Annotated in this window: 8 protein-coding genes and 1 tRNA gene; 4 read left to right on the top strand and 5 right to left on the bottom strand. The window is 73.6% G+C overall.

What is annotated here, in order from left to right; translation table 11 throughout:
* Window positions 1-614 precede the first annotated feature (614 nt).
* On the top strand, window positions 615-1,034 hold the full coding sequence (gene mscL, locus ACFU7Y_RS27490; RefSeq protein ID WP_224281975.1) for a large conductance mechanosensitive channel protein MscL: 420 nt from the start codon (window positions 615-617) through the stop codon (window positions 1,032-1,034).
* A gap of 33 nt (window positions 1,035-1,067) precedes the next feature.
* Here mscL and ACFU7Y_RS27485 read toward each other — a convergent pair whose 3' ends face one another.
* Window positions 1,068-1,289 (bottom strand): hypothetical protein, encoded by a 222-nt coding sequence (locus ACFU7Y_RS27485; protein ID WP_224281974.1) that lies wholly within the window; start codon window positions 1,287-1,289, stop codon window positions 1,068-1,070.
* 150 nt (window positions 1,290-1,439) lie between these two features.
* Complete coding sequence (locus ACFU7Y_RS27480; RefSeq protein ID WP_224281973.1) at window positions 1,440-2,411, bottom strand: sigma-70 family RNA polymerase sigma factor; 972 nt, start codon at window positions 2,409-2,411, stop codon at window positions 1,440-1,442.
* Between the two features lie 423 nt (window positions 2,412-2,834).
* Here ACFU7Y_RS27480 and ACFU7Y_RS27475 point away from each other — a divergent pair, with 423 nt between their 5' ends.
* Window positions 2,835-3,686: a phosphatase PAP2 family protein gene (locus ACFU7Y_RS27475; RefSeq protein ID WP_224281972.1), complete on the top strand. Its 852-nt coding sequence runs from the start codon at window positions 2,835-2,837 to the stop codon at window positions 3,684-3,686.
* Window positions 3,687-4,095: 409 nt separating this feature from the next.
* On the opposite strand, the gene ACFU7Y_RS27470 is transcribed toward ACFU7Y_RS27475, so the two are convergent.
* Window positions 4,096-6,564 (bottom strand): FtsX-like permease family protein, encoded by a 2,469-nt coding sequence (locus ACFU7Y_RS27470; protein WP_380769989.1) that lies wholly within the window; start codon window positions 6,562-6,564, stop codon window positions 4,096-4,098.
* Between the two features lie 262 nt (window positions 6,565-6,826).
* A tRNA-Arg gene (locus ACFU7Y_RS27465) sits at window positions 6,827-6,899 on the bottom strand.
* Between the two features lie 243 nt (window positions 6,900-7,142).
* Between ACFU7Y_RS27465 and ACFU7Y_RS27460 the strand changes: the two genes are divergently transcribed.
* Window positions 7,143-8,681: a glycosyltransferase family 39 protein gene (locus ACFU7Y_RS27460; RefSeq protein WP_380769988.1), complete on the top strand. Its 1,539-nt coding sequence runs from the start codon at window positions 7,143-7,145 to the stop codon at window positions 8,679-8,681.
* Window positions 8,682-8,803: 122 nt separating this feature from the next.
* Here the strand turns inward: ACFU7Y_RS27460 and ACFU7Y_RS27455 are convergent, their stop codons facing one another.
* Window positions 8,804-11,179: a D-alanyl-D-alanine carboxypeptidase gene (locus ACFU7Y_RS27455; RefSeq protein WP_380769987.1), complete on the bottom strand. Its 2,376-nt coding sequence runs from the start codon at window positions 11,177-11,179 to the stop codon at window positions 8,804-8,806.
* A 298-nt stretch (window positions 11,180-11,477) separates the two neighbouring features.
* Between ACFU7Y_RS27455 and ACFU7Y_RS27450 the strand changes: the two genes are divergently transcribed.
* Window positions 11,478-12,218 carry a GPP34 family phosphoprotein gene (locus ACFU7Y_RS27450; RefSeq protein ID WP_355268249.1) on the top strand — a complete coding sequence of 247 codons (741 nt, stop codon included), beginning with the start codon at window positions 11,478-11,480 and terminating at the stop codon, window positions 12,216-12,218.
* The last annotated feature ends 285 nt before the right edge of the window (window positions 12,219-12,503 follow it).

Raw genomic sequence — 12,503 nt, 5'->3', positions numbered from 1 at the left:
CGACGGGCCTTTCCGCGTTCCCGCCATTCCCGTCGTTCCCGTCGTTCCCGTCGGTCCTGTCGTTTCCGTCGTTTCCGTCGTTTCCGTCGTTTCCGTCGCCGGTTTCCCGCCACCCCGGACCGCAGGCTTCCCGTCATCTCGGACGGATCCGATTGACTCGTGCGGGTGAACGAAGTTATCCACAGCGGCGGGTTTTCCACAGGCCTGGGGAAAGGACTTTCCGAGTTCGCCGGAAACGCTCATCGTGTGGGCATCCGGTCCGCGAGAGGCGGGCCCGCCGACACTCCGGAGGTGCGTCGATGACGACCGCGAGCTTCTCCCTGCCCCTGCCCCTTCCACTGCCCGCGCCCGCCGTACCACCCCGACAGGAGCTGCCGAGCTTCCCGCCGATCCGGCGCGGGTGCGGCAGGTGGCACCGCTGGCGCAGTGCGATGCGGCGGCGAGCCGGGGTGCCCGTGCTGGTGCTGCTCGCGGTGGCGGCGGCACTGGCGCTGGGGCCCGCGCGGGCCGGGCTGCCGCCGCCCCAGGGGGGTGCACTGGGCCGGACGGGTTGTCAGTCCGGGCCTGTGGAAGATCACCCGTAACCGGGAGAAGGCTTCGTCGTTCGAGGCGGCATGAAGGGCTTCAAGGAATTCCTGCTGCGTGGAAATGTCGTCGAACTCGCCGTGGCCGTGGTCATCGGGGCGGCTTTCACCAACATCGTCAACGCCTTCGTCAAGGGTGTGATCAATCCGCTCGTCGGCGTCTTCGGGACGAAGGACCTCGCGTCCTACAGTTCCTGCCTCAAGGGGCCCTGCGAGGTGAGCCCGACCGGTGAGGTCACGTCCGGAATCCTCATCCTGTGGGGATCGGTGCTCAGCGCCGCGCTCCAGTTCCTGATCACCGCGGCGGTCGTCTACTTCGTTCTGATCGTGCCCATGAACAAGCTGGCGGCCCACCGCAAGACCGTCGCCGAGGAGGCGGCGGAGGCCGAACTCAAGGAGGTCCAACTGCTGACCGAGATCCGCGACGCGCTGGTCACGCCGCTTCGCTGACCGGCAGGCGCCGTTCGCCCCGCTCCCCGTTCCTCAGCCCCCGTGGTGCGGCGGGCGCTGGCTCAGATACCAGTCCAGCCCCCGCCCACCACTGCCGCCGGCCCCGGGGCGGTCTCCCCAGCCGGCGTCGGTGTCGTCCCTGGACTGCTGGTCCAGCGGGTCCCGGAAGACCAGTCGGGCCTTGGCCGCCGCGGCCTTCCGCGACTCCTGGTCCTGGTCCTGCTCCCGGTCCTCTTCCTGTCCCTGATCGTTCACGCTGTCCACTCCCTCGCCCGTCCTTTCCCTCCAGCCTAAGAGCCCCGTGGCACGCCTCGGGCCCCGGTGCGGAGTGCTCCGCGTCAGGGCCCGGGTGAGGATCGGCCGGTGGGGCCGGGTGGTCCGTCCGGCGGACTCTCGGGCGGACTCTCAGGCGGCCTCGAAGCCCGCGTGGTCGGCGATCTTCTTCAGCTCGGCCAGCGCGTGCTTCTCGATCTGGCGGATCCGCTCGCGGGTGAGGCCGTGCTGCTTGCCCACCTCGGTGAGGGTGCGCTCGCGGCCGTCCTCCATCCCGTAACGGGAGCGGATGATCGAGGCGGTGCGGTCGTCCAACCGCCCGATCAGGTCGTCCAGTTCCTCGCGGCGGAGCATGACCATCACGGCGTCCTCGGGGGACGTGGCCCCGGTGTCCTCGACGAGGTCACCGAACTGGGTCTCGCCCTCGTCGTCGACCGACATGTTGAGGCTGACCGGGTCGCGCGCCCAGTCCAGCACGTCCTTGATCCGGGCTTCGGTGGTGTCCAGCTCGGCCGCGATCTCGGCCGGCTCCGCCTCGCGGCCCAGCTCCTTGGACTTCTCCCGCTGCACCCGCCTGATCCGCCCCAGCTCCTCCACCAGGTGCACGGGCAGCCGGATGGTGCGGGACTGGTCGGCGATGGACCGGGTGATCGCCTGCCGGATCCACCACGTCGCGTACGTGGAGAACTTGAAGCCCTTGGCGTAGTCGAACTTCTCGACGGCGCGTACCAGGCCCGCGTTGCCTTCCTGGATGAGGTCCAGCAGCGGCAGGCCGCTGCGCGGGTAGCGACGGGCGACGGCGACCACGAGCCGGAGGTTGGAGCGGATGAAGACGTCCTTGGCGCGCTCGGCGTCGGCGGCTATCGCCTCCAGCTCCTCGCGCGTGACGCCGTCGGGGAGTTCGCCCTCCTCCAGCAGGTGCTGTGCGTACACGCCGGCCTCGATCCGCAGCGAGAGCTCGACCTCCTCGGCGGCATCGAGCAGGGGTGTCCTGGCGATCTCGTCGAGGTACATGCCGACCAGGTCGCGGTCGGCCTCCAGGTTGGTCGGGCGGGCCGCGCGACTCCGGTCGGCCCTGTCGCGAACGACGGCACGGGTGGCCATGCTTGCTCCCTTTGCTGGTGTTGCCGAGGTCTGCCTGCCTGCCTCGTGAGGGCAAGAAGTGCGGGCCCCTGGGGCCTCACACGTAACGATCCAACGAACAGAATCCGGACAACATTCCCAAGTCCCTCAGATTCTTCCCGGCGATGCAGTATCCTGCCGATTTTCACGCCGGTTCTGGACAATCAGTGATCGGCCGAGCACTTCCCGTGCCATCGGGTGACCACTCCGGGGCGGATTTCTTCACCCGACCCACACGTGACCGCCGCCTACCCGTTGAACCCGCGAACGGCCGCCGACGTTCCCCGCAGGCTCCGTTTTCCGCTCGCGCCACACCCCGACGCACGCAGGTCCTCCTCACAAACGATGCCGAATCGCTATCACTCCGGCTCTTGCTCGGCCCTGGACACTGGGAAGGTGTCAGCCATGCACCTGACCAACAGCACGACCCGCCTCGCTGCGCGTAACCGGAGTCTCCTTCGGGACGCCGCGCTCGCGCTGGGCTGTGCCGCGCTGTTCGGCATCCTGGCGGCTCTGGTCACCGGCCAGTGGCGCCCGCTGGTCCGCTTCGACCAGGAGTGGATCGGCGAACTGCACACCTACGCCCGGGAGCACCGGATCTGGACCGCCTCGGTGCAGACCCTCTCCGACATCGGCGGCACCGTCACGATGCGTACGTTGCTCGGGATCGCGGCCGGGTGGCTCTGGTTGATCGGCGCCCGCGTGCTCGCCGGCTGGGTGGCCGCCCAGGCCCTGATCGGCTGGGGCACCCAGTGGGCGCTGAAACTGGCCTTCGACCGCAGCCGCCCCTCCTTCACCGATCCGGTCTCGCACGCCGGCGGCCCGGCCTTCCCCTCCGGGCACGCCATGACCTCGGCGATCACCTGCGCCGTCCTGGTCGGCCTGCTCTGGTACCGGGTCCACCGGCGCGGCCGGACCGCCGCCTGCGTGGTGGCGGCGGCAACGGTGCTGACCATCGGCTGGACCCGGGTCGCGCTCGGGGTGCACTGGCCCAGCGACGTGCTGGCCGGCTGGCTGGCCGCCGGAATCGTGCTGGGTACCGTGACCGCGGTGATCCAGGTCTGGCGCCCCGGCGCGCTGGCCCGGGACGTACGGCGGGTCAACTGGCGCACCAGGCCCCGAGTGCAGCGGGTCGTCGTGTCGGCCGAGCGGTCCGCGCGCACCGCCGCCCCGCTGGACGAGGACGGGCCTGACGGCGCGCGGACGGAGGAGGAGGCGGGCGGCCCCGTCGACCATCCCGACGAGACCGTCCGCTGAGCGTCCGTCACCCCATCGACCGCTGCGGGCCACCCCGCCGGCGTGGCGGCCATGTCCGACACCTTCGCCCCCCACTTCCCCCACCGCGCCCGCCGGCTGTCCCGAGCACGCCGGGCCGCCGCTCGACAACACGTGTTCGCCAACCACGTCGGCCACACCGGCGGCTGGCACACCTGCGACGGCAGCGCGGTCTGCGGCCCGTCCTCGTCCAGCGGGGCGGCGGTGCGCGCGACCGGCGCGAACTCGTCGTCGTCGACCTCGACCCGGCCGCCCTGCGCACCACCCGCGAGACCGAGACCCTTCTCTCCGGCCTCGCCCCCGCCACCGGCCGGCCGCCCGCGCCCCGGCCCGGTTCACCCTGGCCTGAGCCCCTGGCTGCCGGCTCCCGACGCACCGGCCGCGATTGCGGTCAGGCAGCCCGCATCGCGGCCACCGCGCTCATCCGCCCGACCCGGCGGGCCGGCAGCACCGCGGCGGCCAGGCCGACCAGGACGGTCAGACCCAGGGCGGCCAGCACCGGCAGGACCGGCGGAGTGCCGGCCGTGCCCACGGTCGAGGTGATCGAGCGGGCGGCCGCCCAGCCGTAGGCGGCGCCCAGGCCGGTCCCGACCAGCGCGCCGGCCAGGGAGAGCAGCAGCGCCTCCAGGGTGAGCATCCGGCGCAGCTGCTCGCGCGACATCCCGATCGCACGCAGCATGCCGATCTCGCGGGAGCGTTCGCTGATGCTGAGCATCAGGGTGGCCGCGACGCCGAGGCCGGCGATGGCGACGGAGAAGGACAGCAGGACCATGCTGACGGTCTTCAGCCGGTCCAACAGGGAGCGCAGGGTGTCCGCCTGGGCGGCCGTGTCGGCGACGGCCACCTGCGGGTGGTCGGCGAGGGCCCGGTCCAGGGCGCGACGGGCGGTCGGCCGGTCGTCGCCCGCGGCCGGGCTGATCCAGGCCGTGGTGACGGGCGCACCGGGGGCGAGGCGGTCCAGGGTCGCGGGCGTCACCAGCAGGGTGGCGCCGCTCTGCAGGGTGAACGGCAGGCTGCTGCGGCCGGGTTGGAGCCGCAGCTCGACGCCGCCGGCCCGCCGCACCCCGCTCTCGCCGAACATGCTCAGTGCGGCGCCCTCGGTGAGCGCCCGGGCCCGGTCCACGTCGTCCGCCGAGGAGTTGAGCCGGGTGGGGTCGACGGCAGCGACCACCGTGGGCCGGCCGTCGAGGTCGACGGTGGCCGAGCGGACCGGGGTGACGGTCAGCCCGTGCTCGGCGCCGAGCGCGCCGAGCGCCCCGGCGGGCAGGGCGCCCCCGCCGGTGGCGGCCGCCGAGAAGACCCCCGGCTGGCGCGCGGAGACCACGGGCACCAGCGACTGCGAGGTGATGTCCAGCGCGGTGACCGCGCCGACCATCACGGTCACGCCGAGCAACAGCGCCGAGCCGGTGGCCCCGGTGCGGCCCGGGTTGAGCCGCAGCTGCTGGGTGGCGAGCCGCCCGGCCGTACCGCCGAGCTTGCGGGCGGGCCGGCCCAGCACGGCGACGACCGCGGGCAGCACCCGGTGGGAGAGCCGCAGCACCCCGAAGAAGTTGGCGATGGCACCGACGGTGACGGCGAGCAGCGACAGCGGCGGCGGGGTCAGCGCACCGGCCACCAGCAACGCCGTGCCCGCGAGCAGCAGCCCGCCGGTCCACACCGCGGCCCGCACCCTGGCCGCCCCACCGGCCGGCGCGGGGGTGCCGCCGAGCGCGGCGATCGGCGGCACGGCCGCGGCGGCCTTGGCCGGGCCGCGGACGGCCAGCAGGGTCAGCAGCACGCCGAACAACCCGGCCAGCAGGCAGGTCAGCGGGGACGGCATCAGCGACAGGTGCACCGGCCCGAGGTCGAGCCCGCCGACCACGGCGGTGCCGAGCGCGCCGAGGGCGACCCCCAGCAGCACGCCCGCCGCCGAGGCACCCACCCCGAGCAGCAGCCCCTGGCGCCGGATCAGCCGGCGCAGTTGCTGCCGGTCGGCGCCCACGCAACGCAGCAGGGCGAGCTGGCGGGTCCGCTGGGCGAGCACCACGGTGAAGGTGTTGCCGACCACCATCCGTGCCACCGCGAGCGCGATCAGGACGAAGGAGAGCGCGGCGATCAGCACCACGCCGTACATGGTGCCGCTCTGCCGGGTCACCTCGGTGACCGAGGCCTCGCGGGTGTGCACCTCGGTGCCGGTGCCGAGGGCGGCGCGCAGGGCCTCGACGGTCCGGGTCCGGGAGGCGTCGGGGGCGACCCTGACGTCGAGCCGGTCGGTGGTGACGCCGGTCGCGTAGCCGGCGACCACGCTCGCCGGGACGCCGATGATCGGGACTCCGGCGAGGCTCGGTGCGCCGCGCTCGTCCAGGGTGCCCACCAGCCGGGCGGTGGCGGCGGTGCCGTCGGCCCGGGTCAGGTGCACCTCGGCGCCCACGACGGCGTCCAGCCGGTGCGCGGTCCCGGTGTCGAGCAGCACCTCGCCGGGGCCGGCGGGCCAGCGGCCGTCCTTGAGCAGCTGCCAGCGCAGTGCCGGGTCCTCGGCGACGGCGCTGACCGCGGCGGTCCGGTCGAGCGGCCGCCCGTCGGCGGTCAGCACCCCGCCCTTGCCGGTCAGCCGTGGAGCCACCGAGGCCACCCCGGCGGTCTGCCGCACCCGCTCCGCGGCAGCCGCGTCCAGCCCGCCGGCCGCGGCCTTCCTGGTCACCTGGATGTCGCCGGGGCCGACCTCGGCGGCCGCGGTCTGGCTGTAGGAGTCCACCAGCGCCCCGCTGCCGCTGACGGAGGCGATCAGGAAGGCCACCCCCAGCGCGATGGCGGCACCGCTCAGGAGCAGTTGGCGCAGCTGGCCGCGCAGCTCGGCCACGGTGTATCGGTACGTCGTCATGGTTCCCCGGCTCGTCCGCCCTGACCGGGAACGGTGCTCCGGCAGGGGTCTCATCGAGCCTAGGAGCGGAGTGACCACGCCCCGTCAGCACGAGGTCTGTTTCATGATCACTCCGCAGGCGGACGGCAGCCCTCCGCCTCCTCCTCCCGGAGAGGTACGCCGTCCCTGACGCCGGTCCCACGGGAGGGCAGCGGCGGCCCCGGGAATGCCGCAGGCCCTCCGGCCCGGGTGGGCGGAGGGCCTGCGACCTGCGTGTTCGTTGTGCCCCAGACAGGAATCGAACCTGCGACACGGGCTTTAGGAGAGCCGTGCTCTATCCCCTGAGCTACTGAGGCGCGGCCCGGGTGCTACCAGGCCGTTCACAGCGTACCGGATCAGGGGTGGGGCTCGGGGGCGCGTCCTGTGGATCCTGCCGGATCAAGGGCGCCGGTGTCGCGGGCACGGCTGGGTCCGCAGGGCGCGTCCCACGGCGACGGAGGGGCCGTGGGCGGCCGACGGCGCATCAGGGCGGGTCCAGTAGCCTGCCGGGCAGGGTGGGATTCGTCCCGGCACGTCGCGCTGAGGAGGCGAAGGACCTGATGAGACCTGCTGTGCACCCGGTGGGCCGGCTGTTGGGGCAGGTGTGGGTGTGGCCCGCGGTGGCCATGTTGGCGGTGGGTGGGTACCGGCTGGGCACTCCGGACCTGTGGCGGGACGAGATCGCGACCTGGACGGTCGCCACCCGCTCGCTGGGCGACCTGCTGCAGTTGCTCCAGCACATCGACGCCAGCAACGGCGCGTACTACCTGCTGATGCACTGCTGGACGGCGGTGTTCGGCGACTCGACGGTCTCCCTGCGCATACCCTCCGTGCTCGCGATGGCCGGGGCGGCGGCACTCGTGGCGCTCACCGCCGAGCGGCTGTTCGGCAGCCGGGTGGCGGCGGTCGCCGCCGGGCTGCTGCTCGCGGTGCCCCCGGAGATCTCCCGGTACGCCCAGGAGGCCCGCTCCTACGCGCTGGTGACCTGCGCGATCGCGGCGGCCTCGTACTTCCTGCTGCGGGCGCTGGAGCGGCCGACCTGGCGGCGCTGGGCGCCGTACTGCGTGGCCATGGCGCTGGCCGGCGCCGGGCACCTGATCTCCTTCAGCACGGTCGCCGGGCAGGTGGGGCTCCTGGCGTTGCACCTGTGGCGCACCCGCGCGGAGACGGACCGGCGGCTGCTGTGGCAGTACCCGCTGGCGGTCGCGGTGGCGGCGCTGCCGGTGCTGCCGGTGGTGCTGCTGGGCAGCCGGCAGTCGGACCGGCAGCTGGGCTGGATCGCAGTCCCCTCCACGCGCGGCCTCGCCCTCTTCGGCGAGCACCTGTTCGGCTCGGACCTCGTGTTCTACGCCTTCGTCCCGCTGGTGCTGTCGGCGCTGGTGCTGCCCGGCCGGCGGATCCAGGCCTGGCAGGTGCTGCTGCTCGCGGAGCTGCCGGTGGTGAGCGTCTGGCTGGTGTCCCGCCTGAGCGACACCTCGTACTTCCTCGACCGGTACCTGCTGTTCACGGTGCCCGCCTGGGCGGTGCTGGCCGGCGGCGGCGCCGGGGCGGTGTACGGCACGGTGACGGCCCTGGCCCGACGGCGCGGCCGGGCGCCCCGGGGGACCGTCGCGGTGGCCGGGCTGCTGACGGCCGGGCTGCTCGCGGTACCGGCCGTGGCGACGCTGCCGGAGCAGCCCGCGCTGCGGTACGTGGGTTCGCACAACGGCTCGGAGGAGCCGTTCAAGGCGGCGGCCCGGGAGATCTCGGCCGGCTACCGCTCCGGGGACGGGATGGCGGCCCCGCTGGGCGACCAGTCCTGGGCGATGGCCTGGCCGGGCGTCAGCTACTACCTGCCCTCGGACGTGCGCCCCCGTCCGGTCTTCGTCGCGCAGAGCGCCGACGACGCCGAGGAGCTCTCGCCGACGCCCTGCCCGCGGCCGGAGGACTGCCTGGGCGGGGCGTCCCGGATCTGGCTGCTGGTCCTCGGCGACACCGAGGACCCGCTGGGCTCGGTGCCGACGGACCAGGCGCAGGTGCTCCGCAGCCAGTACGGCGAACCGGACCGGGTGACGCCGCTCGGCGGGCTCACGCTCGCGCTGCTCGACCCGAACGCCTAGGCCCGGAGGACCCGGATCCGGGCGGGGGAAGACGGACATGCAGGAAGAAGGGGAGCCGGTGCGGACCGGCTCCCCTTCTTCTTCCTGCGTTCGACGCCTCGGCGGCTCAGCCGCTCAGCCGCTCACAGCGTGCGCAGCAGCCGGGACTGGATGGACGGCGGGTTCAGGTCGGACTGGAGGGCGACCGGGACCTCCGCCTTGTCCTCACCCGTGCCCACCCGCAGCACGCCGACCTCCTTGCCGGCCTGCTCCGTGTGACCGATCTTCGACGTGTCCAGGGTGACCGTGCCGGAGATGCCGGGGAAGCCCGCCACCACCAGGTCCTTGGTCGCGACGACCCCGACCTTGCCGCCGAACCCGTCGTCCACCGAGCCGACGACGTCGCCCTTCTTCACCACGGTCTGGCCGGTCAGGCCGTTCTGCGCGGCCTGGATCTGCTTGCCGCTGACCTTCAGCACGGTCGGCAGGATGCCGTCGCCGGGGTTGGACGAGGTGGCCTGCTGGCCCAGGGTGACGCCGAGGATCAGCCGCCGCACGCCGCCGATCTCCTTGTACGCGGCCCACATCAGGCAGCCGCCGGCCGGGGTGCTGGAGCCGGTCTTGACGCCGATGACGCCGGTCTTCGGGTTGATCAGGTTGTTGGTGTTGGGGATCTTCGCGTTGTTGAGGTTGGTCTCCGGGGTGGAGACGATCTGCCGGAAGATCTCGTCCTGCATGACCTGCTCGGCCAGCTTCAGCTGGTCCTTGGCGGTGGACTTGGTGTCCGGGTTGTAGCCCGCCGGGTCGGCGTAGATGGTGTTGGCCATGCCGAACTTGGCCGCGGTGTCGTTCATCGCCTTGACGAACTCGGCCTCGGAGCCGGAGTGGAAGCGGGCGAGCAGCCGGGCCACGTTGTTGGCCGACGGCAGCATCAGCAGTTCCAGCGCCTGGTACTCGGTGAGCACCTGGCCCTCGGTGAGCGTCACCTTGGACTCGTCGACGTTGCCGGACTCCTGCGCGGCCTGCTTGTCGACGGTGATCTTCGGGCCGCTCTCCCCCTTCTTCAGCGGGTACTTCTGGAGGATCAGGTAGGCGTTCATCACCTTGGTGACGCTGGCGATCGAGGCCGGCGTCTCCGGGCCCGAACTGCCGAGGCTGCCGACGCCGACCACCTCGGCGGCGGACTGGCCCTTGGCCGGCCAGGCGAGGTCGAGCGCGTCGCCGGAGAAGCTGTAGCTGCCGGCGGCGGTCGTCTTCAGCTTGGGGTCCGGCAGCGGGCGCAGCAGCTGGGCCACCGCGAGCGCGCCGAGCACCACGGCGAGGAAGACCGTCCAGATGGTCACCCGCTTGAGGGCGCGCCGCAGCGGCGAGACCGGGCGGGCGTTGAGGGAGGCCAGGACCTCCATCGCCTCGGCGGTGTTCTCCGGCGACGGCAGCGGCTCCGGCGCGGGCAGCGGCGGGACCGGCGGCACCGGCTGCGGGTCGGGCTCCGGCAGCGGCTTCGGCGGCGGCACGGGGGCGGGCACCGGAGTCGGCTTCGGCAGCGGCGCCGGACCGGGGGTCGGCTCGGGCTCGGGGACGGGCCTGGGCTCCGGACGCGGCTCGGGCTTCGGCTCCGGCACGGTGCCGGCCGCGGGAGCGCGCAGCGACGCGGGCTTCTCCGGCTTCTCGGCCTGACCCGACTGCTGACCAGGCTGCCCGGTCTTGGTCAGCGCGAGGGTGACGGCACCGTTGGCGGGAGCGTCCTCCGCGCCGGTGTCCCCGGCGTCGCCGGTGGCCTCCGGGTCGTCCCCGGTCCCGGCGTCTTCGGCCTTCCCGGCCTGTTCGGCCTGCTCCGTCCCGTCGGCCTGGTCGGCCTCGTCAGCCTCATCGGCCGCTGCGCCGGTCGCCTTCGCGGCCGGTGCGGCCGCCGGCTCGGCGCCGCCCCCGGAGCCGGTCTCCCCGGCCGGTCCGGCGGCCTTCTCCCCGGCCTTCGCCGCCACCGCGACATCCGTCCGCATGGCGAGACGCGGGTCGGCGGCGACCAGACGCCCGGCGGGCTCGGTCACCTCTGCGGTTTCCGACGAGGACTCCTTCTTCTCGTCCTCACCTTCGGAACTCCCCGCGCCGGCAGCCTTCACCAGCTCCTCGGGCAGCCGCAGCGCGGTGGTCTTGTTGTCCACCGGCAGCCGCAGCATCGTCGTCCTGCTGTCCACATCCCGGACGCGGAGCTGCACGGTCGAGCCGCCCTTGGGCGCTGCCGCCGGAGCGTCGGCGGACGCCTCCGGGGCCGCCTCTCCGGAGGGCTCCTCGGGGCCGTCCGAGGAGGAGTCGGACGAGGTGTCAGGCGAGGTGTCAGACGAGGTGCCGGAGGAGGCCTCGGCGGTCGCCTCGGCGGCGGCTGACGCCCCGCCGGCCTCCGGACCGGAGCCGCCCTCGGCCGGCTCGGCACCGCCGGCCGCCGGACCGGTCCGTTCGCGTTCGCGGTCCCGCTGCCGCCCCTCGCCGTCCCTCAGCACCCTGTCGGGGGACTCGCCCACGTATCCCAGCCTCCTCAACGCCCGGCGGGGCACCGGCGAACCCGATTTCGGGAAGCCGACGCCCCGCCCCGTGTACCTGTACAGTCTCCGCCACCGGCGGCCGTTCCGACCGCGCACACCCCGCCCGACCGGCGCTTATTGTCGCCGCCCGGCCACACCGCGGTCTGTTCACCGCTCAGACGCAAGGCCTGCCGCCACCGGTTCCGCGCCTTCACCGCAAGGTCACGATTCGGAGGCGTACTCGACAAGCCCGTGTGAGAGGCGTCACCCTGTCTCTCATCCACGCGGGGAGGCTTGGATGGGCAAGAGCCGCAGAACTGTTCCCGAGGAACTCTTGCTGCTCGCTTTGGACCCGACCACGGGTACCACGGCGCAGCCGCAGACCCTCGACCTCGGACTCGCCGGGGCGCAGCTCGTCGAGCTGTCCCTGGCCGGACGGATCGTACCGGAGGGAGACCGGATCGCCGTCGTGCTCGCACGGCCGACCGGCGACCCGACCCTTGACCACGCACTGGAACTGCTGCGCCGTCGCGGCAGTCCGGTCCGCGCGGCGCACTGGATCGGCGGGCCCCGGCTGGGGCTGCGGCAGACCTATCTGGCGCACCTGGAGCGCTGCGGCATGGTCACGGCCGTGCCGGGCCAGGTGTGCGGGGTGCTGCCGACGACCCGGTACCAGGCGTCCGACGACTGCACCAACGCCGCGATCAAGCAACGGCTGGACACCGCGATCCGCACCGGTGTTCCGCCGGACCCGCGGACGGCCGCGCTGGCGGCGCTCGCCCACTCGGTCGGGCTGGGCAAACACCTGTACCCGGGCAACGAGGGCCGCTCCTCGCGGTCGCGGCTGCGCGACCTGATCCGGTACGACCCGCTGGGCGGGATGGTCGCGCACGCCGTGATGGACGTGCAGAACGGCCTGCCGGCGCAGCAGAACCGTTCTTCCCAGGGTTCCGGGGCCGCTGCCGGCCGTCCCGGCGCCCGTACGGCGGGCCGGGGTTCGGGCGGGCGGGTCCCCGCCTCCCGGGTCGGCGTCCGCTGACCGGGGAGGCCAGGAGGGCCGCGGAAGCCCGGAGGATCGCCGGGGCCTGAACGGTCCGCACGGCCGGGCGGGCAGCCACCACGGCGCCCGACGCCACCGGCCGCGCACCCGACGGCGCACGCCGCCCCGCTCACGCTGCCCGACGGCGCCGAGCGACCCGACGCACGGCCGGTGCCACCGGCAGCGGGAAGCACGACGAGCACCGGATGCACCGGATACGCCGGACGCACCGTCAGCAGCACCGGCACCACCAGCAGCACCGAGGGGCGGTCGCCCCGCGACGCC

This window comes from Kitasatospora sp. NPDC057542, from assembly GCF_042801945.1.
Lineage (GTDB): Bacteria > Actinomycetota > Actinomycetes > Streptomycetales > Streptomycetaceae > Kitasatospora.
Note: the sequence above shows the minus strand (reverse complement) of the source record. Positions and strands in the feature narration are given on the sequence as shown.